This window comes from Streptococcus ruminantium (assembly GCF_003609975.1).
In the GTDB taxonomy this organism is placed as follows: domain Bacteria; phylum Bacillota; class Bacilli; order Lactobacillales; family Streptococcaceae; genus Streptococcus; species Streptococcus ruminantium.
Genome location: NZ_AP018400.1, coordinates 275,681 through 298,625 on the forward strand (window position 1 = coordinate 275,681; position 22,945 = coordinate 298,625).

Sequence of the window (22,945 nt, forward strand, 5' to 3'; positions counted from 1 at the left end):
TTTCTTTAAGTTACAGGTTGTATACTATACCCAAGCTAGAGATAGCGAACAATTTTCTTTTTCATAATAAATCTCCTAGAAAACAGTTGGTTGCGGCCAACTGTTTTCGTGTCTTCTATTCTTTTGTAAAAATGGTATAATAGAATTGATTGTATAAGGAGAAGATTATGACAGCAGTAGGAAAATCGACAGGAAAGATTATTTTAATGGGGGAGCATTCGGTGGTCTATGGACAGCCGGCTATTGCTATGCCTTTTTCTGCTGTGGAGATTACTGCAAGGGTCACTGCTCAAGGAGATGCTCTGAGCGTTACCTGTGACTTTTACAAGGGCCTGGTTCATAAGATGCCCAAAATTTGGGAAGGGCTTAAGCATGCCATTCGTTTTTCTCTCTACCGTATTGGAGCACCGACAGATCCGGCGATTCATATTGAAATCACCTCAACGATTCCAGCGGAGCGAGGAATGGGTTCCAGTGCAGCGGTAGCTGTTGCGGTTGCCCGTGCCCTCTTTGCTTATTATAAAAAAGAACTGATGGACAGCGAATTATGGGATATTGTCCAGTCGTCGGAAAAGATTGCGCATGGGAATCCCTCAGGCATTGATGCAGCAACAACTAGCGGAAACTCTCCTATCTTTTTTATCAAACATCAATCCATCGAGCCTCTCCATCTTCATCTCCACGCATACTTAGTTGTGGCGGATACGGGAGTGACTGGTAATACCCTAGAAGCAATTTCAGATGTCGCAGTTTTATTGAAGGAAAAGCCAGAGGCCATACAGTTGATTGACGAATTGGGGAGCTTAGCTAAAGATGCCAAAGAGGCTTTGGCCAAAGATCAAGCAGAGCTTCTAGGTAGAAAAATGAGTCGAGCCCATGTGCTTTTACAAGAATTAGGTGTGTCTGATCCCAGCCTGGATCAACTAGTGACTCTGGCTCAACAAGCAGGTGCGCTCGGTGCTAAATTAACAGGTGGTGGACGTGGCGGCTGTATGATTGCTCTTGCTAGGACAATAGAAGATGCTCAGTTTATTGTTCAAGCTTTGTCACAAGCAGGTGCACGCCAGACATGGATACAATATTTAGGAGAATAAGATGAATCAGAAAATCGGTATCGCCCGTGCCCATACCAACATTGCTTTGATAAAATATTGGGGTAAACGAGACAAGGAATTGTTTCTTCCCAAGAATTCAAGCTTGTCCCTGACTCTGGCTGCCTTTTATACAGATACCAAAGTTATCTTTGATACAGCATTGACAGCAGATGAGTTTTATCTCAATGAAAAATTACAAAATGAAAAAGAAATTTTTAAAATTTCTCGATTTTTGGATTTGTTTCGCGAATATATAGGTGAGAGGACTTTTGCCCGAGTGGAGAGTCTGAATTTTGTTCCAACAGCAGCAGGTTTAGCTAGCTCAGCATCAGCTTTTGCGGCTTTAGCATTGGCGACTACCACAGCCTTAGGCATCAATTTGTCACCTGCCCAGCTCTCAACCTTTGCCCGTAGAGGCTCAGGGTCTAGCACCCGTAGCTTGTTTGGTGGATTTGTTGAATGGGATATGGGAACAAGTTCAGAAGATTCTATGGCTCATCCGATTGATGATGCAGATTGGGATATTGGTATGTTGGTACTTGCTGTTGATACTGGTCCTAAAAAAATTGCTAGCCGAGAAGGAATGGAGCATACGGTAGCTAGTTCTCCCTTTTATCAAGCTTGGGTGGAGACGGCCCGGTCTGACCTAGAAGATATAAAAAAGGCTATTGCATCCCGAGATTTTGAGAAAGTTGGTCAAATTACAGAGCATAATGGCATGAAGATGCATGCCACAACCCTATCTGCCAACCCACCTTTTACCTATTGGTCAGCCGACAGTCTGCTTGCCCAAGAAGCTGTCCGTCAGGTCCGTGAGGAAAGAGGACTATCCGCCTATATGACTATGGATGCCGGGCCTAACGTCAAAGTTCTCTGTCGAGCAAGTCAGATGGATGAGTTGGTGGAAGCTCTGTCTCATGTATTTCCTAAAGAAAAAATCATTACCAGCTTACCAGGTCCTGCTGCTCATGTCTTGACGGAGAAAGCTTGGCAGGCTTCCCAAGCCACATTTAAAAAAGGATTCTAGTATGAGAGCTCAAGTAAGTGTACCGGGCAAGCTCTTTCTGGCCGGAGAGTATGCAGTAGTGGAGGCAGGTTACCCAGCTATTATTGCAGCGGTTAATCAATACCTGACTGTCAGTGTTGAAGAAGCAATGCAAGGGACGATTCATTCTAGCCAGCAGCCAGATGTCTATCTGGCTTGGAATCGTCAGGATCAGAAAATCCATGTCCAAGGAGATAATCCCTACCAACTAATTACGATGGCTGTTCAAGTAACGGAGGCCTATCTGTACACTAAAGGAGTCGCTTGTCAAGGTTTTTACGCCCTGGATATACAGTCTGAGCTAGATAACCAAAGCTCAGGCACCAAATACGGTCTAGGTTCATCCGGTGCAGTAACGGTAGCAACAGTCAAGGCAATCCTTGCCTATTATGGCTATAGACCAGATAAGCTCCTAGTTTATAAATTAGCAGCTCTAACTCAAGCTAAATTAGGAATGAAAGGATCCTTTGGGGATTTGGCAGCTTCAAGCTTTGGTGGCTTGGTTGCCTATCATTCTTTGGATCGTTCGTGGCTTTTTAAGAAAATGGCAGAGCTATCCGTGGTAGATTTGGTTGAGCTAGACTGGAAAGATCTATCTATTTGCCCTATTTATCTACCTAAGGAGTTGGACCTTGTAGTAGGCTGGACAGGTTCGGCTGCCTCGACAGACCATCTGATTTCGCAGATGGAAGACCAAAAGAATCAAACTGAAAAAGAAGCTATTTATAGTCGGTTTTTGGTCGCTTCTAAGGAATGCGTTGAACAGTTTATTTTTGCCTGTCAGACAGAAAATCAAGCACTTGTTTGTCAGGCGATAACAGAGAACCGTAAGTTGCTACGAGAATTTTCTACAAGTATGGGATTGGTGATTGAAACACCTAAACTAAGCCAACTATGTAACTTGGCTCAAGCTTATGGGGCGGTAGCCAAATCATCAGGTGCAGGCGGTGGCGATTGTGGCATTAGCTTGGTGAATAGTCAGAAACAAAAAGCAGCAATAGAGGAAGCTTGGCGACAAGTCGGTATTTTTCCACTCCCTCTAAGAATTTCAAATGAAGAATAAGGAGAAACGATGTTTTATTTAGAAAAATTTGGTGCCAATCGCAAGGATCAGCATCTTGGCCTAGCCCATCAACAATATAGTTCTCAACCAGCCACGGATTTTACGGAAACCTTATTTGTCCATCATTCTTTACCACAGACAAAGGTGGATGAGGTGGATATTTCGACCCGTGTCGTTGGTTTGGATTTCCAATTTCCATTTTTCATCAATGCGATGACAGGTGGTAGTAAAAAAACGGGAGATATTAACCGCCTTTTGGGGATTATGGGACATTTTGGAAAGATCGCCCTTGCTTCTGGGTCGGTTAGTGCAGCCATTAAGGATCCGTCTGTTGCCAAGACCTTTTCGGTCATGCGTCGAGAAAATCCCTACGGCATCATTTTTGCTAATCTCGGTGCCCACCATGATGTGGATGATGCCAAACGAGCGGTCGATTTACTAGAGGCCAATGCGATTCAAATTCATGTCAATGCTCCGCAAGAGATTATAATGCCGGAGGGAGACCGTGATTTTAGTATGTGGTTGAAAAATATCGAAGCCTTGGTGCGTGAGTTGAAAGTGCCAGTTATTGCAAAAGAGGTTGGTTTTGGTATGAGTCGAGAAACAGTTGCTCAACTGGCTTCTGTCGGGGTTGAAACGATTGATGTTTCCGGAACTGGCGGTACCAATTTTGCCAAGATTGAAAATGTTCGTCGAACGTTCAATGATTACGATTATTTGGAAGATTGGGGGCAGTCAACGGTTATTTCCTTGGTGGAGGCTATGAGTGTTTCTGAAAAAGAGCGTCCAGCTTTGATTGCTTCAGGTGGAATAAAAACGCCTTTAGATATTGTTAAGTCCTTGGCTCTGGGAGCAGATTTGGTCGGTATGTCCAATCGCTTCCTCCAATATGTTAAAGATGTCAGAGGTAATCGCTTTGATGAAGGCTTGCAGGCAATCTCTTCTTTCCAGCGGCAGATAGCTGAAATTATGACCATGTTGGGGGCTAAAAATATTGCAGACCTCCGTAAGAAAGATTTGATTCTAGCACCGAATGTGCAAAACTGGTGTGAGGCACGTGGCATTGATTGGAAAGCTTATGCCAACCGATCACGGAATTAAAATCCATCGAAACCTCCCTTTATAGTGAATCATGATTTCTTCTTTTTCACGATAAGGGGAGCATTTGTGTGTGCGAATGATATTAACAGTTACTGAAAAACAATTCTAGCTTCTCTGGTCTTATTGGTAGGATTGAGGAGGACTTCATCATCACAAAAGATTGTTAGAATAAGCGTCCGACTGTCAACTATGGTGATTTTGTAAAACAAAAAGAGACTTGTTCATTTTCATCTATTTATAAAGTTATAAATAAGATGCGAACAGTCTCTTTTCTTTTTATTAACAGCTAATTGTCCTCACTGGAGTCAGTACTTTTTACCTACTCAGCAACAGAAACAGAGATTCCGTTTCGATCAAATAGTTTAGACTTCATATCCATCGTGAATGGAGTGATTGTTGCCTTGCTACACATCGGTACGTCTTGACAATCTGTTACGTTTGCAGCACCCGTAACAATGCCGATCATTTTACCATTGTAGTAAACGGGAGATCCAGAATTTTGTTCAGCAATATAAAAATCAACGGTTAAAGTTCCGTCCTCTTCTACATTCAGTACAGTTCCTTGAGTCTTAGTCATGTCTCCTTTAAAATAACGTGAGTAACCTATGGTACTGACTGTTTTGCCGACAAGAGACTGTAAATTCTTATGAACAGTGAGAGAAGTAGTGCTTGTATCAAGAGGGATAGAGCTAGGTTCTGTCACTTTGATTAGTCCAACATCATTCTTAAAATCATGGAAACCTGCATAATTCTGCATTGGTTTGAATGGCTTTTTATGGAAAATCGTTTTTTTATACATCTTGAAAGCTACAGTGTGGCTATCAGCGTTTGTTTCCACAGTGGCGCTTTTTGTTGAATTGATGCGACCATTGCGATCTGTCATACAGTGACCTGCAGTTAAGAAGTGATTATTTCCAATGTAGGTTCCTGTACATCTCATTGATCCATTTTCTGACTTATCAATGGTTAATGGATAGATTAAATGATGAGGAGCAACAAGTCTTTCTTCATTCGTAAGTGGTTCCCGTACAGATGCAGTCACGATCGTAACAGGGGCTCTACATGAAACGCAAAATAATAGAAATGCAACAATAGCTGCTACTTTTTTGGACATACTTTTCTCCTTTTAATTACATGACGGACTCCTTTCAGTTGTGAGCATTAGCTGTTCGTATGCCTTCGTTCAAGTTTATTATATTGCTAATATAGCGCTTTGTCAAAGAAAGATAGTGTATAGAGCTTTGACTTTGCACGAACGATGCTTAAAGTCAGGGGAGAATAGAAGAGACTTCAAATAGCAAAAAAACAATAGGGTTTGGATAAATATGTATATATGGAATGTGATGAATAGTGCTTTTCGGATTCGCTCGGCCTCATGGCATTAAAGAAAAAAATGGAACGAGATATGATTCATCAAGTCTATGCGCCTATTCAGTTTTTTAGAAGAGATAGCATAGTGAACCAAAAGAAGAAGGAGATTCAGACATCAGCGGAGGAAACATAACAGGCTATCAGGTTGATTTCAGAACAATTAGACGATAGTATAAAGGGGCAATGGTCTGTTGCGATTGATAGAGAAATTTCTAAGCAATCCAATAAGTATAATGAATTGTAATCTATGGAACAACAAGTTAAACTTGTTGTCAGATTACGTAAGCAATCGGTTTTTTCTGTATGGAAAGTAGTTCATTTGTTTCTACTGTTGTAGTAAAAATGACATTTCTTAGATGATTGTCGAGATAAATAATTCTAGAGACTGCTTCGTTTTGGATAGCCGATAAGATCAATGGGGGTAGGTGATTAGCTATCGGATAATAGGGAAAATCAAGAGGTAAACTACATGTGTCGGCTGCGACAAGAGGTCAAATTTTTGTTATACTAATATATAGTAAGAAAATGACAAGGAGTAACGTATGTCAGAAATAAGATTGTATATTTCGCGTCATGGAAAAACCATGTTCAACACTATTGGCCGTGTGCAAGGTTGGTGTGACACCCCTCTCACTCAAAAAGGAGAAGAAGGTATCCGTGAACTTGGTTTAGGTTTAAAAGAAGCAAACATTGATTTTAAGTTGGCAGTGTCTAGTGATTTGGGACGGACGGTACAAACCATGACAATCGCCCTTCGAGAATTAGGAGAACTAGGGAAAATTCCATATTATCAAGACAAACGAATTCGAGAGTGGTGTTTTGGCAGTTTTGAGGGAATGTATGATGCAGAACTTTTTCAAGGCGTTCTTCCGCGTTTGAAAGGAACAGTGGATACGAGTGGCATGTCTTTTGCGGAGATTGCAACAGGTATTCAAGAAGCGGATACTGCTGGTTGGACGGAATCTTGGGAAGTTTTGAGTAATCGAATTTTGGCAGGCTTCGAGTCCATTGCTCAAGATTTGGAAAAACAGGGTGGTGGTAATGCGCTCGTTGTCAGTCACGGTATGACCATCGCTACCCTGGCTCATCTCTTGGAACCTGAGCGTGGAGCTAATGTCTTTCTAGATAATGGTTCCATTACCGTTTTAAAATACGAAGATGGTGAATTGAAAATTGAAGCTTTCGGCGACTTGTCTTATCGTCAAAGAGGAGCTGAATTGATTGCACAGGGAAAATAGTATTCTACGAAGACTAGAACGATATAGATTAGCGTGTTTTGATGGGTAGGATGTTTTTTAGCCTGTTATCTAAAATCTGAGAAGTAGCAAAGTAACTTTTTGTTTCAAAAATAGGAATTTCCTATCTTGCTTTCGTTATCTTCAAACTCCAATGGTTCGTTCGCTCGATGTAGTTAGCCTGCTTTTGATTTTCATTGAGTATAAAGTATCAAAACCAGAGGTGAAAATCTTTGGTTTTTTTTGATAGATATATCGAAGTGTGATATAATTTTTATATATCGAGGCTCGATGCACATTGGAAGGGAGGAGGTAAACAATGAATGATAAACTAAAGCGAATCTATGTTCCTATGACAGAAACAGCCTTTTATATCCTCTTTCATTTGCAGAAAGAGCGACATGGTTATGACATTGCCCAACAGACAAAGGCTATAACAGCAGGTCAAGTTGTCATTAGTCCAGGAACTATGTATGGTACTCTTTTCAAAATGGAAAAGGATGGCTTGATTGATTTTGTACGAGAAGAAGACAAGCGAAAGTTGTATCGGATAACAGAAGTAGGGCAGGAGATTTTGGAAATAGAATTGGTCAGAATTGAACGCCTCTATCGCAATAGCAAGGGGAGAGACTATGGAAACTAAGAAAGAAATTTGTTTCTTTTTCCTACCTGATTTTGAAAAGGAAGAAAGATATTTAGCTGAACAGCACCTTCAGGGCTGGAAGCTTATTCAAAATAAATTTGGCCTTTTATTTATCTTTGAAAAGTGTCAACCAGAACACGTAGTCTATCGGTTGGATTTCAAACCTAAAACTCAAGATAATCTTGAATATTTGCAGTTGTTCAAAGATTACGGCTGGGAGTATGTTGGTCGTTGTAACCATTTTTCCTGCTTTAGAAAGAGTAAGGTATTAGGGGAGATTGAACTTTATAGTGATCGTCAGAGCAAGTTTGAGATGATTGGTAGAATCATTGGCAGACAATTTCTAATGGCTTTATCCTTGCTTATCTTGTTTACCTTCCTATTCTATTTTTTGGATATGCCTGCGGCTATTATTGGTATGGCTACCCTTGCTATTCCGGTATTGCTGTATTGTTTGGTTGGTTTGCTGCGCTTGCGCCAGAAATATGAGGAGGTTGGATAATGAAAAAACAGAAGTATATCGCAACTGTAATCAACTCACTTTGTATCTTCGCAGTTATTTTTCTAAATAAACATCGTTTGGCTACTCTTGTTTTTATATGTCTGATTATGCTCCTAAATTTTTGGAATCTAATGGATTTAAAGAAAAAGTGTAAATAGTCTAGCCATTTTCGTTTTTAGGGTGGAAATGACCGGTATGGATAAGATGCAATAGAATAGTACTAGGTCCTTAGACTGATTTTTAGCACTCTTGTAAAAAGAGTGCTAATTTTTTGTCTTTTTCCCTTGACTTTGCTTCTCTAAAGAGTATAATAGAGATAGAAACGCTAGCACTCTATGCATGAAAGTGCTAAAGATAATTTGAAGTCATCAAAGTACTGGCTGTCACTCATGAAAGGAGCGAGCATGATTACACAACGTCAAAATGATATTTTGAATCGAATCGTTGAATTGTTTACGCAGCATCATGAGCCAGTTGGTTCCAAAACTTTGCAGGAAATGATAGCTTCTAGTTCTGCCACCATCCGTAATGATATGGCTAAGCTTGAGCAGCTGGGACTGCTTGAAAAAGCCCATACTTCCAGTGGTCGTATGCCCAGTCGAGCAGGTTTTCAATATTTTGTCAGCCACTCGCTCAACCTAGAGCATATTGATGAAGATGATATTTATCAGGTGGTTAAGGCTTTTGACTTTGAAGCCTTCAAGTTGGAAGATATTTTGGAGCGGGCTAGTCAGGTTTTGGCTGATTTGACAAGCTACACTTCTGTCATTCTTGATGTGGAACCAACTAGTCAGCGACTGACTTCCTTTGATATCGTTCGATTGAGTAATCATGATGCCTTGGCAGTTCTGACCCTAGACCAATCTAAACCGGTCACTGTTCAATTTGCCATTCCTAAGAACTTTTTAACAAGGGAGTTGGAAGTGTTCAAACGCTTGGTAGATGAACGGTTTGTGGGGCAGACAGTCCTGTCTATCCATTACAAGTTGCGGACAGAAATTCCGCAGGTGGTACAGCGTTATTTTACACCGACAGATAATGTTTTGGACTTGATGGATTATATCTTTTCAAATCTTTTCCAAGAACTTGTTTTCATTGGTGGTAAGGTTGCCTCTCTTACCTATGGCAATCTTGCGACCTATCAGTTATTGGATAGTCCGCAGGTACTTGCTGCTGAGTTACGAGAAGGTTTGGCACCGGGACAGTCGACTAGGATTGTGGTTGCAGAGCATAGAGATCCAGCCCTTTCGGATGTGACGGTCATTCATCATCGCTTTCCAATTCCTTATCGTGGGGAGGCACAGATGAGCCTACTAGGTCCTGTTGATATGGATTATCGGAGGCAGATGAGTCTGATTAACATCATTAGTCGTGTCTTATTCATGAAACTGACGGATTACTATAGATATTTGAGTAGTAATCACTATGAAGTAAACTAAGATATGAAAGTGCGAAGGAAACGATAGAAAAATAGGAGAGTGACGCTGTGTCATCAGATACAAGACAGTCTATCTTTTTTCTAGGTTTTTAGCCTGAACTCAGTTGGTTAAGATATGAAGCGTTAACGAAACAACAAAAAGAAGAGGTGAGACATTTGTCAGAAGAAGTTAAAGATGAAGAAATGTTAGAGAAAGCAGAAGCTACGCAAACAGAAGAAGTTGTCGAAGTTCCTGAAAAATCTGAATTGGAATTAGCCAATGAGCGTGCAGAGGAATTTGAAAATAAATACCTTCGAGCTCATGCCGAAATGCAAAATATTCAACGTCGTGCTAACGAGGAACGCCAAACCTTGCAACGTTACCGTTCGCAGGACTTGGCGAAGAAAATCTTACCAAGTTTGGATAACTTGGAGCGTGCGCTTGCTGTTGAAGGTTTGACAGATGATGTGAAAAAAGGAATCGAGATGGTACAAGAAAGCTTGATCCAAGCATTGAAGGAAGAAGGTGTTGAAGAAGTTGAAACAACAACCTTTGACCCGAATCTTCACATGGCAGTTCAAACGGTTCCTGCAGATGACGATCACCCAGCTGACAGTATTGCTCAGGTTTTCCAAAAAGGTTATAAACTCCATGAGCGGTTGTTGAGACCTGCTATGGTGGTGGTTTATAATTAGCCACTGGTGATTGGTGCTGAAGCACCAATCACCAGATGGCAACCGCTATGGTGGCTTGCTTAGGATCCACACTAGCTCCACTTGTTCGGCTAGATTATTTTTGTCAGCTTAGAATAAATTATGAGTTTTTTTAGCTCTGCTTTGGGAATAACTTTGTCCGCAATGACGGTAAACTAGGCGGTAAGTCAGATATCTTTGATGTCGTTGACGCACCCCAGCAGGGCTGATTAGGTCTTTCATAGCCCAAAGGTGAAGAAAGACCTAATCAGCTACTGCTAACTAAATTGTTAAAAAAGAAAAAATAAACGAGGTAATTATTATGTCTAAAATCATCGGTATTGACTTAGGTACAACTAACTCAGCAGTTGCAGTTCTTGAAGGAACTGAATCAAAAATTATTGCCAACCCGGAAGGAAATCGCACAACTCCGTCTGTTGTATCTTTCAAAAATGGAGAAATTATCGTTGGTGATGCAGCAAAACGCCAAGCAGTAACTAATCCAGATACAATTATCTCTATCAAGTCAAAAATGGGAACTTCTGAAAAAGTCTCAGCAAACGGCAAGGAGTACACTCCGCAGGAAATCTCTGCAATGATCCTCCAGTATTTGAAAGGCTATGCAGAAGAGTACCTCGGTGAAAAAGTAACCAAAGCAGTTATTACAGTTCCTGCCTACTTCAATGATGCACAACGTCAAGCAACGAAAGATGCAGGTAAAATTGCAGGTCTTGAAGTAGAACGTATTGTCAATGAACCAACTGCGGCAGCTCTTGCTTACGGTTTGGATAAAACAGATAAAGACGAGAAAATCTTGGTATTTGACCTTGGTGGCGGTACTTTTGACGTATCCATTCTTGAACTTGGTGATGGTGTATTTGATGTACTCGCAACAGCGGGTGATAATAAGCTCGGTGGTGACGACTTTGACCAGAAGATTATTGACCACATGGTTGCAGAGTTCAAAAAAGAAAATGGCATTGACTTGTCAGCTGACAAAATGGCCCTCCAACGCTTGAAAGATGCGGCAGAAAAAGCTAAAAAAGATCTTTCAGGTGTGACCTCAACTCAAATCAGCTTGCCGTTCATCACAGCAGGTGCAGCCGGTCCTCTTCACTTGGAAATGACACTTACTCGCGCTAAATTTGATGAATTGACTTATGACCTCGTAGAACGTACGAAAGTTCCTGTTCGTCAAGCACTTTCAGATGCTGGTTTGAGCTTGTCAGAAATTGATGAAGTGATTCTTGTTGGTGGTTCAACTCGTATTCCTGCTGTTGTAGAAGCAGTGAAGGCTGAAACAGGTAAAGAGCCAAACAAATCTGTGAACCCTGACGAAGTAGTGGCGATGGGGGCAGCAATTCAAGGTGGTGTGATTACCGGTGATGTCAAAGATGTTGTTCTACTTGATGTGACACCATTATCACTCGGTATTGAAACGATGGGTGGTGTCTTCACCAAGCTTATCGATCGCAACACAACTATCCCAACATCTAAATCACAAGTCTTCTCAACTGCGGCTGATAACCAACCTGCGGTAGATATTCACGTTCTTCAAGGTGAACGTCCAATGGCAGTAGATAATAAGACACTTGGTCGTTTTCAATTGACAGACATTCCTGCGGCACCTCGTGGTATCCCACAAATTGAAGTAACATTCGACATTGATAAGAACGGTATTGTTTCTGTAAAAGCCAAAGATTTGGGTACTCAAAAAGAGCAGACTATTGTGATTCAGTCAAATTCAGGTCTGACAGACGAAGAAATCGACCGTATGATGAAAGATGCAGAAGCAAATGCAGAAGCAGATAAGAAACGGAAAGAGGAAGTAGACCTTCGTAATAATGTTGATCAGGCCATCTTTGCGACTGAGAAAACAATTAAAGAAACAGAAGGTAAAGGCTTTGATGCTGAGCGTGATCAAGCTCAAGCAGCTTTGGATGAGTTGAAAGCAGCCCAAGAAGCTGGCAACTTGGACGACATGAAAGCGAAACTTGAAAATCTCAATGAAAAAGCTCAAGCACTTGCAATGAAGCTTTATGAGCAAGCGGCGGCAGCTCAGCAAGCAGCAGCTGGACAAGAAGGCGCAAGCCAAGCAGGTTCATCAAACTCTGGTGATGACGTCGTGGATGGAGAATTCACGGAAAAATAAAAAGGTTCGGGGAACCTTTTTATCCCGAGCCAAGAAACCCGAAAGCGAGGTAAGGTAAAGACCGTTTAAAAATCCGTATGAAAATAGGGAACTGACACAGTGTGCTTACACACAAGGAAGTTCATCTCTTTCACTAGGATTTTAGGTTGCACTCAGTTAAAACAGGATGTGTAACTGCTTTATCTCGAACTCGAATGTCATAAACAATAAAATCCAAATCCAGAGGTTGAACCCCAGCCTCTGTTTTTGGGTAATGGAACAAAATTGTCAACTAGGGTGGTGGCTAGCTCTAAAAGGAAACCCTGTAATGTTATAGATAGGAAGAGACACACCGTTTAGAGTTGTTCTTTTCAGAAGTTTAGCTCAGTTGATATGCCTACAACTCTGTGAAAAAATAAATGTTACTTAGGTGTTAAACTTTATCAGACTGTTTCCAAATTTTCTTGAGTTTCTTAGGAGCTTGTCCACAGAAAATCTCTTATAGAAGGGAATACAGGTGTTCTTAGTTGAACCCAGGCTCCTTATAAAATTATTGAAAGAAACTGAACGCGTCCTAAAAGCTGTGTGGAAAGTCAAAAAGCCTAGGGATAGACTTTTTGAGGAACGCCTGTCGCTCATTGTTTTTTACAACGGGGCTGAAAGTGTCCACTGGACACTTTTACTCCCTATTTTCACTTTGCTTAAACTTTTACAGAAAGGAAGTGTTCGTAACTGAAAACGGGCTACTTTCTACATTTTAAGGAAAGGAATATAAGTTCGTTTATTCGAACTCAGGCTTCTTTCTGAGTTTCGTCTATTATTTAACGAAAGGAAATGAACCCGCCCTAAAAGCTGTGTGAAAAAGATAAATCGTCTAGAAAATCAGGATTTTCTGCCGATTTCCTATTTTCACTTTGCTTTTAACGGGCTTGGTATCTTATATGAACAATACTGAATATTACGATTGTCTGGGGGTTTCAAAAAATGCCTCTCAGGACGAAATAAAAAAGGCTTATCGTAAGCTGTCTAAAAAATATCATCCAGATATTAACAAGGATCCGGGTGCGGAGGATAAGTACAAGGAAGTTCAAGAGGCCTATGAGACCTTGAGTGATCCTCAGAAGCGTTCTGCCTACGACCAATATGGTCCAGCTGGAGCTAACGGTGGCTTCGGTGGCGGTGCTGGTGGTTTTAGTGGCTTTGATGGAGCAGGCTTTGGTGGCTTTGAGGATATTTTTTCTAGCTTCTTTGGCGGTGGCGGTGCGACTCGCAACCCAAATGCTCCTCGTCAAGGCGACGATCTTCAATATGCTATCAATCTTAAGTTTGAAGAGGCTATTTTCGGTGTGGAGAAAGAAGTTTCTTATCATCGTGAGGCGGTTTGTCGCACCTGTACAGGTTCTGGTGCTAAGCCGGGAACTAGTCCTGTAACCTGTGGGCGCTGTCACGGTACGGGTGTCATCAACGTTGATACACAAACTCCTCTTGGAACTATGCGTCGTCAGATGACCTGTGATGTCTGTCATGGTCGTGGCAAGCAGATCAAGGAACCGTGTCAAATTTGTCGTGGAACTGGTCATGAAAAACAAGCTCACACGGTAACAGTTAAAGTTCCTGCCGGTGTTGAAACAGGGCAACGGATTCGCTTGGCTGGCCAAGGTGAGGCTGGTTTCAATGGAGGGCCGTACGGTGATCTCTATGTAGTTGTTCAAGTGCAGGCATCTGATAAATTTGAGCGTGAAGGAACGACAATTCTCTACAAACTGGATCTCAACTTTGTTCAGGCTGCGTTGGGAGATACGGTCCATGTGCCAACTGTTCATGGAGATGTTGATATGGTGATTCCTGAAGGTACGCAGACAGGCAAGACCTTCCGACTCAAAGGAAAAGGTGCGCCAAGCATTCGTGGCGGTGCCATGGGTGACCAGTATGTGACGGTCAATGTTGTGACTCCAACAGGTTTGAACGAACGTCAGAAAACAGCCTTAAAAGAGTTTGCAGCGGCTGGCAATATCTCCGTAAATCCACATAAAAAGGGATTCTTTGACAAAGTTAAGGATGCTTTTGAGGATTTGTAAATACTGAAATAAAGACCGGGGACAATCAGTCTCACTGAAAGAGTCATCATTTTGATGACTTTTTTGCGTATGACAGGCATATTGTACATCTGAAGTGCAAGTCTTCTGCGGATACTCGCTACCAGTGGGCTAAATAACGCTGGTTATCGTGGGGGGGAGATTAGATGGTCTAGGGAGAGACCATTTTAAGTCTGACGTTAGAAACCATGACCGTCAGGGGAAGGGATAGCAAAATCATGGTTCTATGGATGGAAATGTGATATTAAGGCGTATATAGCGGATGAGAGGACTCAGGATTCTAAGTCCAAAAAGATCATCGTAATCTATAGGTGTCAATCACGAGAGTAATTGAATTGGGACTATGGTCTTTGTGAAAAAGATAATTTTTCCTAGAGTCTCAGGATTCTTCGTCAGAGCTCCTATTTTCACTTGAACCTTTTAATGTCCTCATATCTTGAGTAAACGAGGAAAACTAAAAACATAAATGATGGCTATTGTGCACAAATGGCTAGTATAAAATAGAATAGGAGTGAGGGAGCCTATGTCTTCTCATTAACAGTTAGTTGAACCACCGTGTGCTAGATTAGCATGCATGGTGGTGTGAGAGGGGATAGAAATTAGTGCCTACTCGATGATGCTAGAGTTGATATGAAACTTCCCTGATGCTTCATTGACTTTAGGTGTCGGACTCTACTTTAGTTTATATGATGTTTGTGGTATCAAAAAGGTGATTTTTACGCTAACTAACAGTTCTGTAAGATGTTCATTTTGTTTTTTAGAAAATATAGGGGATGTATAAAATCAAGGCAAAGGACGTAGACCAAAAATAAAGACAGAGCTTTGTTATCGTTGTGGATCGGAACTTTTCAATATAGAGCTACAAGCAGCGATGATTTTATCGCTCTGAAAAAAATAGAAGCATTTTTTCGATCGCTATAAATAGTCTATGTTACAATAAGGGTAGAAAATGAAAGAGAATCTTACTTGATGAAATCTTGGTTAGCGGATATGAATATAAAGAAGTATGAAGACAGGTCTGGACTTGCGGTTTCCAAGCAGGGACCGCTAGTTTGGACCGAGGTTTTTTTGCGTGAGGTTAATCGTCAATCCGAATCAGGAATGTTACATTTTTGGCCGATGGAGAAGACACTGATTCTTGGAATGATGGATCGTCAGGTTTCTCAATTTACAAATGGTTTAGATTTTATCCGCCAGGCAGGCTATACTCCTATTATCCGCAGTTTGGGTGGTTTAGCGGTTGTAGCAGACCGAGGAGTTTTAAACATAACCCTCATTTTACCCAACCCTCTGGGCTATAAGCTGGATTTGCAGCAGTCCTATCAGGTGATGGTAGATGTGATTAGACAAGCATTAGCAGATTTTCCTGTTGAGGTAGTCAGTGGAGAGATTCGTGCTTCCTACTGTCCGGGGACCTATGATCTGAGCATTAACGGTCGGAAATTTGCTGGCTTGGCTCAGCGAATTTACCAGAATGCCATTGCTATTTCGGCTTATATCAGCGTATTTGGTAACCAAGATAGCAGAGGTCGATTGGTGGCCGGCTTTTATCAAGCCAGTTTTGCATCTCAAGCAGTGCCTGAACGATTCCCACAGATTGATTCTGCTTCTATGGCGACCTTGTCTGAATTAGTAGGAAAAGAGTTGACCATAGAAGGCATGAAAGAACGGATAGAAAGTGTTTTGACAGATCAGGGAGCTATCTTATCAACCTTTTATCCCTCGTCGGAAAATATGTCTGATTTTATGAGTCTAGCTCAAACAATGAAGCAGACGATGGAGAAGGTAGGGATTTAGGAGAAGAGATGCTTTTTTATCAGTCTTTATTTGAAGCTTTGCCCTTAAAACAATCGGTCCTGAGCAATCGTTTTGTCTTGTCCCCTATGGTGACGAATTCTTCCACTGCGGAGGGATTTGTGACCCAAGATGATCTGGATTACGCTCTTCGTAGGGCTGATGCGGCTCCCTTGCAGATTACAGGTGCAGCCTATGTAGATCCGAGGGGGCAGTTGTTTGAATATGGCTTTAGTGTATCCAAGGATGAGGATGTGGCGGGCTTGAGCTGCCTAGCCCAGGTCATGCAGTCCAAAGGAGCCAAAGCCGTTTTGCAGTTGACTCATGCAGGACGTTTTGCCAGTCATGCCTTGAATCGAGATAGACTTGTCTACGGTCCTAGTCCTATGAAACTCCACTCTCCATTTTTTCATGAAGTTAAGGAGTTGACAGTGGTAGATCTAGAGGAAATTGTAGAGGCTTATGGTCAGGCAACTCGACGTGCGATAGAGGCGGGCTTTGCGGGGGTAGAAATTTCCTCTGCTCAGAGACTTCTTATCCAGACTTTTTTTTCTACGTTTTCCAATCAGCGGAAGGATCAGTATGGCTGTCAGAGCCTAGACAATCGCTCTCGCTTGGGTTTGGAAGTCTTGAAAAGGGTCCAGGAAGTCATTGATGAGTATGCGCCGAAAGAGTTTATCCTTGGTTTTCGGGCAACGCCAGAAGAAACCAGAGGTGCCAGTGTCGGTTATTCCATAGAAGAATTTTTAAACTTTATGGATCGAGCCTTGGAACTTGTCAAGCTTGATTACCTAGCGATCGCCTCTTGGGGGCATGATGTTTTTCGTAATCGAGTTCGAGGTGCTGGTTGCTACCGGGGAAGGTTAGTCAATCAAGTGGTTCACAATGCCTTAAAGGGACGGTTATTGATCATGGCAACGGGAGGAATCAATTCGGCAGAGAAAGCTGTAGAAGCCTTGAAACATGCGGATATGGTTGGTTTATCCACTCCTTTCATCACCGATCCTGAGTTTGTTCATAAGATTAAGGCAGGCAGACCGGAGGATATTCAGTTACGGATTCGACCGCAGGATTTATCCCAATTAGCCATACCACATGCTTCTTTTAAGGATATTGTCCCTTTGATGGATTATGGAGAATCCCTTCCGAAGGAGTCTCGCGAACTCTTTCGGAGCTTAGAGAAACATTACGAGGAAAATCAACATGAAAATTAGTCTTTTGGACTATGGTCTACTCGATGAGGGGCGGACTCATCACCAAGCGTGGCAGGATAGTCTGACTTTTATACAGGCAGCAGAGAGGCTAGGGTATCATCGTTTTTGGCTAGCAGAACACCATAATGTTCAGGCTCTGAGCATCGGTAGTCCCGAGGTGGTTATTCCTTATCTAGCTAGTCAGACCCAGCGAATCCATTTGGGATCGGGTGGGATCATGGGGCTTCACTATTCACCATATAAAATAGCAGAGCTAGCAGCCAGCTTGGAAAATCTATTTCCAGGGCGTGTAGACATTGGCTTGGGGAACTCTATCGGTACACCGCTAGTGAAGCAGCATATGAAGAGTCTCTTCCAACCTAACCAGTTTGAGGAATGGCTTCAGCAGTTTACGGGCTATCTGATAGGACAAGATGATAGTATTGGAGTCTCGCCTCGACTGTCGATTTATCCAGAAGTATTTACGCTAGGAATGGGTGGACACTCCCTTTCTTTCTCTGCCCGGCTGGGGTTGGGATATGTCTTTGGTAGTTTTCCTTATATAGACCATGATCCTGTGGAGCAGGCTGGTCGTTTGTCACAAGTTTATCGACAGAATTTCCAGCCTTCCAATGTGATGAAGCGACCGTATTTTGCCCTAGCCCTTTTTGTAGTGATTGCACCAACTAGTCAGGAAGCGGAAGACTTAGCCAAATCGTTGGATATTTGGATGTTAGGTAAAAGAGAGTTTAATGAGTTTTCTCATTTTCCTAGTCTGAAAACCTACCAGTCCTATCCATTAACGGAAGAGGATAGGAAAAAGATTGCCCAACATCGCAGCCGTATGATTGTTGGGAATCCAGTTGAGGTAAAGACTCAGGTTGATCGTTTGATCGCAGCTAGCCAGCCAGATGAAATTCTCTTTATTCCCCTGCTTGCAGGGATTGATAATCGCTTAAAAGCAATCGAATTGTTAGCAGATAGTATAGAAAGTGAGTAATTGTATGAAAAAATTTGCCAACTACCTTTGGGTAGAAAAAGAAGATGAAGTGTATACCATTCGCATGACTGCTGAGTTGCAAGACGATGTGGGAACACTTGGTTTTGTTAGTTTCACAGACAAGGATGTATTAGGAGTTCATGATGAAATCTTAAATCTGGAAGCATCTAAAACAGTCATGGCGATTTTGACACCGTTGGCTGGTCGAGTGGTAGAGTACAATATTGCAGCCATCAACCAGCCAACCTTGCTCAATTCAGAAAAACCTGAGGAGAACTGGTTGGTTCGCCTGACAGATGTTTCAGAAGAAGCTTTTCTAGCGCTCGAAGATGCCTAGAGAAGAGCAGCAGCAACTCCTTCTCATGATTGGTTTATTAAAGACCGAGAAGGGAGAGGAGCAGGATGAACAACTAAAAAACATCAGCTTGAATGAACTGATGCAGACATGGAGAGGACTGGTGAATCAGCGTCCGGCTGGTCCTGTCTCTAAGGCTTATATGGAAGCAGAAGCCCAGTTCTTAACTGCTTATAAGCAGGCACACCAAGTAGGGTTGGAAGAGTGCTTACCGACGAGAGAGGAGCAGGTGTTTCTCTATGAAGGGGATTTGTGTCATTTGCAGGTTGATGCTATTGTCAATGCAGCCAATAGTCGATTGTTAGGGTGTTTTATTCCGAATCATGCTTGTTTGGATAATGCAATCCATACTTTTTCAGGTATAGAGTTACGTCAGTACTGTGCCAAGCTGATGGAGCAAAATAGTGGTCCAGAGGCTGTTGGAAGGGTCAAGGTGACTCCCGCCTTTTATTTGCCAGCGGACTGGATTTTCCACACAGTCGGCCCCTTTATTGCTCCTGGCAAGCCTGTATCACCCATTCGTCGCTCTCTTTTGGAACAATGTTACCGTTCCTGTTTAGATGAGGCCAAGGCGCGTGGCTTGCATAGCATCGCTTTTCCAGCTCTAGCAACTGGAGAGTTTGGCTATCCAAAGGAACAGGCGGCTGAGCTGGCTGTTTCAATTACTCGAAAATGGTTGAGAGATACAGGCTATCGACTAGATATAATTTTTTCAGTCTTCTCATCAGAAGATAGGCTATATTACAAGCAATTATTAGGGAAAAGAGAGGAAGATGTCCATGTGGCAGACGCTTAAACAGAGAAATCGGAGTCAGGCAGAACAGTTGGCTAGTTTGCTGGAAGAAGCAGATGCTGTTGTAGTGGGAATTGGTGCAGGGATGTCGGCGGCAGATGGCTTCACTTATATTGGCCCTCGCTTTGAGAATGTTTTTCCAGATTTTATTGCAAAATATGGCTTTTTGGATATGTTGCAAGCTAGTTTGTTTCATTTTGAAAGTATAGAGGAGTACTGGGCCTTCCAGAGTCGCTTTGTGGCATTGAATTATCTGGATCAGCCAGTCGGACTCTCTTATGTCCGTTTAAAAGAACTGTTAGCAGACAAACCTTATCACATTATAACGACCAATGCAGACAATGCTTTTGAGGCAGCAAATTATGATATGGACAAAGTCTTTCACATCCAAGGGGAATATGGACTATGGCAGTGTAGTCGTCATTGTCACGACCAAACCTATCGTGATGACTCCCTTATTCGTCGAATGATAGCAGAACAGGCTGATATGAAGATTCCTTATGAGTTGATTCCGAGATGTCCCCTTTGCGATGCCCCGTTTGAAATCAATAAGCGCAACGCAGAAAAAGGTATGGTCGAATCACCAGATTTTTTTGCTCAAAAAGCGCGTTATGATGCCTTTTTAGATCATTATCAAACAGGTAAGATTCTTTATCTGGAAATTGGTGTCGGCTTCATCACCCCTCAGTTTATCAAACTTCCCTTTCAAACTAGGGTGCAACAAAATCCACAGTCTCTATTTGTCAGTCTCAATCAGAAACATTACCGCCTTCCTCTTCCTATAAGGGAACGCAGTTTGACATTGTCACAAGATATTGCTCAGCTGCTTGAGGATACTCATACAATCTATTTTAAAGGAGAAAAACGTGTACCTTATTGAACCGATTCGTGATGGACAATATGTCCGTGATGGGGCTGTCGCTCTTGCTATGCAGGTTTACGTCCAGCAGAATATTTTTTTGGATGATGACATCCTCTTCCCTTATTATTGTGATCCAAAAGTTGAAATTGGCAAGTTCCAAAATGCCTTGGTTGAAGTGAATGAGGCGTATTTAAAAGAAAAGAATATCTTACTGGTTCGCAGAGATACAGGTGGTGGAGCAGTTTATGTAGATCAGGGTGCAGTCAATGTTTGCTATCTTATCCAAGACAATGGACTGTTTGGTGATTTTAAGCGAGCCTATCAACCAGCTATCCAAGCTCTGCACGAATTGGGGGCTGTTCAGGTGGAGCAGACTGGACGAAATGACCTTGTGATTGAAGGGAAGAAGGTATCCGGTGCAGCTATGACGATCAGTAACAATCGTATTTACGGTGGCTATTCCCTGCTGTTGGATGTGGATGAAGAAGCTATGTCAAAGGTTCTCAACCCAAACAAGAAAAAAATTGAATCCAAAGGAATCAAGTCAGTCAAAAGCCGGGTAGGAACCATCCGTCCTTATCTGGCAAAAGAATACCAAACTGTCACTACTGAGGAATTTAAAAATCTCATGACCTGTAAGCTATTGGGTATCGATTCAATCGTTCAAGCCAAACGTTATGAACTGACAGCAAAAGATTGGGCAGCTATAGATCAATTAGTAAGGGATAAGTACAAGAATTGGGAGTGGAATTATGGTAATTCACCACAGTATAGCTACCGTAGAGATGGGCGTTTTACTGGCGGAACAGTTGATATTCACTTAGAAGTAGAAAAAGGACGTATCGCTAAATGTCGTATCTATGGGGATTTCTTTGCCAAAGGCAATATCAATGAAGTAGAAGCCAAGTTAATTGGTATTCGTCTGTTGGAAGAGGATCTTCTGGCAGCCCTGGCAGATCTGGATATGGAACATTATTTTGGAAAGATTAGTGCAGAAGAGTTGGTTGGTCTTATTCTGAGCGAAGGATGAAATAGAAAGGGAGATCCAGATGGAATGGAAAGATGCAACAGCCATTGCTCAGGCTGTTAACCAAAAAGAAGTATCAGCTAAGGAACTTGTCCTTGAGACCATTGATAAGATAGAAAAGCTCAATCCTCAGTTAAACGCAGTCATCACTAAGCAATACGAACAGGCTCTGGCGGAGTCTGAAAAAGAAGATTATCTGGGTAAGCCTTTTGCAGGGGTGCCGTTTTTACTGAAAGATTTGGGGCAAAATGAAGCTGGACAGCCATCTTCTTTGGGTTCGAGATTGTTTGCTGGGCAACCAGCAGGTCATACCGATGCTTATGTTCAGCGCCTGAAAAACTTGGGATTCATCATCCTTGGTCGGACCAATACTCCTGAATTTGGCTTTAAAAATATTTCGGATGCTACAATTCACGGACCTGTTAATCTTCCGGCAGATAAAAGTCGTAATGCTGGCGGATCAAGCGGCGGAGCAGCAGCAGCGCTCGCATCTGGCATGGTTTCTATTGCAGCTGCATCAGATGGGGGTGGCTCTATCCGTATCCCTGCCTCTTTCAATGGCTTAATTGGACTCAAAACCAGTAGGGGACGGATTCCGGTCGGACCAAAAGCCTATCGAAGCTGGCAGGGTGCTGCTGTAAGTTTTGCCTTAACCAAGTCTATTCGCGATACCCAGAGACTGCTCTATCATTTACAAGATTACCAAGTCGAAGCTCCTTTTCCCCTAGCAAAATTGAGAGAGGAAGAGATATTTGGTCAATTGCAGCGTCCTCTAAGAATTGCCTACTATACGCAGTCGCCAGTCGGAAGTCAGGTTAGCTCAGACGCCAAACAAGCGGTAGTGGACATCTGTCAGATTTTGTCGGATATGGGGCATGAAGTGGTAGAATTGGCTGCCTATCCTCTTGATGGGATTGAAGTCATGAAGTCTTATTATTTGATGAATAGTGTTGAAACAGCCCAAATGTTTGATGATATCGAAGGAACTCTCGGACGAAAGATGACCTTGGATGATATGGAGCTTATGACTTGGACCATTTATCAAAGTGGGCAGACCATCCCGGCTAAGCTATACTCGAAGGCCTTGAAAGCTTGGGATCAGTATGGAGTCGCTATGTCAACCTTTCATCAGACCTATGATGTGTTTCTAACGCCGACAGTAGCAGACGTAGCTCCTAAGCATGGACAATTTACTTTATCTGTTGATCTGCGTGACCGTCTCAGGCACACTCAAGAATATTCCATGGAAGAGCAGCAAGCACTCATATGGGAGATGTTTGAGGACAGTCTCGCTCTGACTCCCTTTACGCAGGTAGCCAATATTTGTGGACAACCAGCCATTTCACTTCCGACCTATGTACGAGCAGATGGTCTGCCAATAGGTGTTCAACTCACCGCTGCCAAGAGTCGTGAAGATCTTCTCTTGCAGCTAGCTAGCCAGTTAGAGCAAGCAGGTCTATTTTCCTCGTAAGAGCTTGTAGTTTCCGGTTCAATTATTTGCCAAAACGCTTTTAAAATGTTACCTTGTAA

At 42.3% G+C, this 22,945-nt stretch carries 19 protein-coding genes and 1 pseudogene; 19 read left to right on the top strand and 1 reads right to left on the bottom strand.

Annotation, left to right across the window (positions count from 1 at the left end):
• Window positions 1-167 precede the first annotated feature (167 nt).
• The 4 genes from mvk to fni are packed head-to-tail and all read left to right on the top strand — an operon-like array spanning window position 168 to window position 4,303.
• On the top strand, window positions 168-1,094 hold the full coding sequence (gene mvk, locus SR187_RS01455; RefSeq protein WP_120171295.1) for a mevalonate kinase: 927 nt from the start codon (window positions 168-170) through the stop codon (window positions 1,092-1,094).
• A gap of 1 nt (window position 1,095) precedes the next feature.
• A complete protein-coding gene (gene mvaD, locus SR187_RS01460; RefSeq protein WP_120171296.1) occupies window positions 1,096-2,121 on the top strand; it encodes a diphosphomevalonate decarboxylase in 1,026 nt (341 codons plus the stop codon).
• 1 nt (window position 2,122) lies between these two features.
• Window positions 2,123-3,202 (top strand): phosphomevalonate kinase, encoded by a 1,080-nt coding sequence (locus SR187_RS01465; protein WP_024532138.1) that lies wholly within the window; start codon window positions 2,123-2,125, stop codon window positions 3,200-3,202.
• A gap of 9 nt (window positions 3,203-3,211) precedes the next feature.
• Window positions 3,212-4,303, top strand: coding sequence for a type 2 isopentenyl-diphosphate Delta-isomerase (fni, locus tag SR187_RS01470; RefSeq protein ID WP_120171297.1), 1,092 nt, complete (start codon window positions 3,212-3,214; stop codon window positions 4,301-4,303).
• A 319-nt stretch (window positions 4,304-4,622) separates the two neighbouring features.
• Here fni and SR187_RS01475 read toward each other — a convergent pair whose 3' ends face one another.
• Window positions 4,623-5,417 carry a trypsin-like serine peptidase gene (locus tag SR187_RS01475; RefSeq protein ID WP_120171298.1) on the bottom strand — a complete coding sequence of 265 codons (795 nt, stop codon included), beginning with the start codon at window positions 5,415-5,417 and terminating at the stop codon, window positions 4,623-4,625.
• 799 nt (window positions 5,418-6,216) lie between these two features.
• Here SR187_RS01475 and SR187_RS01480 point away from each other — a divergent pair.
• From SR187_RS01480 to SR187_RS01555, 15 genes and pseudogenes are all read left to right on the top strand, one after another.
• On the top strand, window positions 6,217-6,912 hold the full coding sequence (locus SR187_RS01480; RefSeq protein ID WP_024532134.1) for a histidine phosphatase family protein: 696 nt from the start codon (window positions 6,217-6,219) through the stop codon (window positions 6,910-6,912).
• Window positions 6,913-7,228: 316 nt separating this feature from the next.
• Window positions 7,229-7,552 carry a PadR family transcriptional regulator gene (locus SR187_RS01485; RefSeq protein ID WP_024532133.1) on the top strand — a complete coding sequence of 108 codons (324 nt, stop codon included), beginning with the start codon at window positions 7,229-7,231 and terminating at the stop codon, window positions 7,550-7,552.
• A complete protein-coding gene (locus tag SR187_RS01490) occupies window positions 7,542-8,054 on the top strand; it encodes a DUF2812 domain-containing protein (RefSeq protein WP_120171299.1) in 513 nt (170 codons plus the stop codon). The genes SR187_RS01485 and SR187_RS01490 overlap by 11 nt, the downstream gene beginning before the upstream one ends.
• Before the next feature lie 404 nt (window positions 8,055-8,458).
• The gene (hrcA, locus tag SR187_RS01495; protein WP_024532131.1) at window positions 8,459-9,493 is read left to right on the top strand and encodes a heat-inducible transcriptional repressor HrcA; all 1,035 of its coding nucleotides are present in this window, start codon (window positions 8,459-8,461) and stop codon (window positions 9,491-9,493) included.
• A gap of 134 nt (window positions 9,494-9,627) precedes the next feature.
• Window positions 9,628-10,167, top strand: a pseudogene (gene grpE / locus SR187_RS01500) (nucleotide exchange factor GrpE); the annotation flags it as partial.
• Between the two features lie 319 nt (window positions 10,168-10,486).
• The gene (gene dnaK / locus SR187_RS01505; RefSeq protein WP_024532129.1) at window positions 10,487-12,316 is read left to right on the top strand and encodes a molecular chaperone DnaK; all 1,830 of its coding nucleotides are present in this window, start codon (window positions 10,487-10,489) and stop codon (window positions 12,314-12,316) included.
• Window positions 12,317-13,236: 920 nt separating this feature from the next.
• Window positions 13,237-14,373: a molecular chaperone DnaJ gene (gene dnaJ / locus SR187_RS01515; RefSeq protein WP_120171302.1), complete on the top strand. Its 1,137-nt coding sequence runs from the start codon at window positions 13,237-13,239 to the stop codon at window positions 14,371-14,373.
• Window positions 14,374-15,360: 987 nt separating this feature from the next.
• Window positions 15,361-16,188, top strand: coding sequence for a lipoate--protein ligase family protein (locus tag SR187_RS01520; protein WP_120171303.1), 828 nt, complete (start codon window positions 15,361-15,363; stop codon window positions 16,186-16,188).
• 8 nt (window positions 16,189-16,196) lie between these two features.
• Window positions 16,197-17,399, top strand: a complete 1,203-nt coding sequence (locus tag SR187_RS01525) for an NADH-dependent flavin oxidoreductase (protein WP_120171304.1) — start codon at window positions 16,197-16,199, stop codon at window positions 17,397-17,399.
• Window positions 17,389-18,378 (top strand): MsnO8 family LLM class oxidoreductase, encoded by a 990-nt coding sequence (locus SR187_RS01530; protein WP_120171305.1) that lies wholly within the window; start codon window positions 17,389-17,391, stop codon window positions 18,376-18,378. Before SR187_RS01525 ends, SR187_RS01530 begins: the two co-directional genes overlap by 11 nt.
• 4 nt (window positions 18,379-18,382) lie before the next feature.
• Window positions 18,383-18,715 (top strand): glycine cleavage system protein H, encoded by a 333-nt coding sequence (locus tag SR187_RS01535; RefSeq protein ID WP_120171306.1) that lies wholly within the window; start codon window positions 18,383-18,385, stop codon window positions 18,713-18,715.
• On the top strand, window positions 18,708-19,529 hold the full coding sequence (locus SR187_RS01540; RefSeq protein WP_120171307.1) for a protein-ADP-ribose hydrolase: 822 nt from the start codon (window positions 18,708-18,710) through the stop codon (window positions 19,527-19,529). Before SR187_RS01535 ends, SR187_RS01540 begins: the two co-directional genes overlap by 8 nt.
• The gene (locus tag SR187_RS01545; protein WP_120171308.1) at window positions 19,507-20,406 is read left to right on the top strand and encodes an SIR2 family NAD-dependent protein deacylase; all 900 of its coding nucleotides are present in this window, start codon (window positions 19,507-19,509) and stop codon (window positions 20,404-20,406) included. Before SR187_RS01540 ends, SR187_RS01545 begins: the two co-directional genes overlap by 23 nt.
• Window positions 20,393-21,418: a lipoate--protein ligase gene (locus SR187_RS01550; protein WP_120171309.1), complete on the top strand. Its 1,026-nt coding sequence runs from the start codon at window positions 20,393-20,395 to the stop codon at window positions 21,416-21,418. Before SR187_RS01545 ends, SR187_RS01550 begins: the two co-directional genes overlap by 14 nt.
• Window positions 21,419-21,437: 19 nt before the next feature.
• Window positions 21,438-22,886, top strand: coding sequence for an amidase (locus tag SR187_RS01555; protein ID WP_120171310.1), 1,449 nt, complete (start codon window positions 21,438-21,440; stop codon window positions 22,884-22,886).
• Window positions 22,887-22,945 lie beyond the last annotated feature (59 nt).

Excerpts from the sequence above, each read along its gene's own strand:
- SR187_RS01530 (WP_120171305.1), top strand. The coding sequence starts at position 17,389 with ATGAAAATTAGTCTTTTGGACTATGGTCTACTCGATGAGGGGCGGACT.
- SR187_RS01555 (WP_120171310.1), top strand. The coding sequence starts at position 21,438 with ATGGAATGGAAAGATGCAACAGCCATTGCTCAGGCTGTTAACCAAAAA.
- SR187_RS01535 (WP_120171306.1), top strand. The coding sequence starts at position 18,383 with ATGAAAAAATTTGCCAACTACCTTTGGGTAGAAAAAGAAGATGAAGTG.
- SR187_RS01490 (WP_120171299.1), top strand. The coding sequence starts at position 7,542 with ATGGAAACTAAGAAAGAAATTTGTTTCTTTTTCCTACCTGATTTTGAA.
- mvaD (WP_120171296.1), top strand. The coding sequence starts at position 1,096 with ATGAATCAGAAAATCGGTATCGCCCGTGCCCATACCAACATTGCTTTG.
- dnaJ (WP_120171302.1), top strand. The coding sequence starts at position 13,237 with ATGAACAATACTGAATATTACGATTGTCTGGGGGTTTCAAAAAATGCC.
- dnaK (WP_024532129.1), top strand. The coding sequence starts at position 10,487 with ATGTCTAAAATCATCGGTATTGACTTAGGTACAACTAACTCAGCAGTT.
- SR187_RS01540 (WP_120171307.1), top strand. The coding sequence starts at position 18,708 with ATGCCTAGAGAAGAGCAGCAGCAACTCCTTCTCATGATTGGTTTATTA.
- SR187_RS01480 (WP_024532134.1), top strand. The coding sequence starts at position 6,217 with ATGTCAGAAATAAGATTGTATATTTCGCGTCATGGAAAAACCATGTTC.
- hrcA (WP_024532131.1), top strand. The coding sequence starts at position 8,459 with ATGATTACACAACGTCAAAATGATATTTTGAATCGAATCGTTGAATTG.
- SR187_RS01465 (WP_024532138.1), top strand. The coding sequence starts at position 2,123 with ATGAGAGCTCAAGTAAGTGTACCGGGCAAGCTCTTTCTGGCCGGAGAG.
- SR187_RS01525 (WP_120171304.1), top strand. The coding sequence starts at position 16,197 with ATGCTTTTTTATCAGTCTTTATTTGAAGCTTTGCCCTTAAAACAATCG.
- SR187_RS01520 (WP_120171303.1), top strand. The coding sequence starts at position 15,361 with ATGAAATCTTGGTTAGCGGATATGAATATAAAGAAGTATGAAGACAGG.
- SR187_RS01545 (WP_120171308.1), top strand. The coding sequence starts at position 19,507 with ATGTCCATGTGGCAGACGCTTAAACAGAGAAATCGGAGTCAGGCAGAA.
- fni (WP_120171297.1), top strand. The coding sequence starts at position 3,212 with ATGTTTTATTTAGAAAAATTTGGTGCCAATCGCAAGGATCAGCATCTT.
- mvk (WP_120171295.1), top strand. The coding sequence starts at position 168 with ATGACAGCAGTAGGAAAATCGACAGGAAAGATTATTTTAATGGGGGAG.
- SR187_RS01475 (WP_120171298.1), bottom strand. The coding sequence starts at position 5,417 with ATGTCCAAAAAAGTAGCAGCTATTGTTGCATTTCTATTATTTTGCGTT.
- SR187_RS01485 (WP_024532133.1), top strand. The coding sequence starts at position 7,229 with ATGAATGATAAACTAAAGCGAATCTATGTTCCTATGACAGAAACAGCC.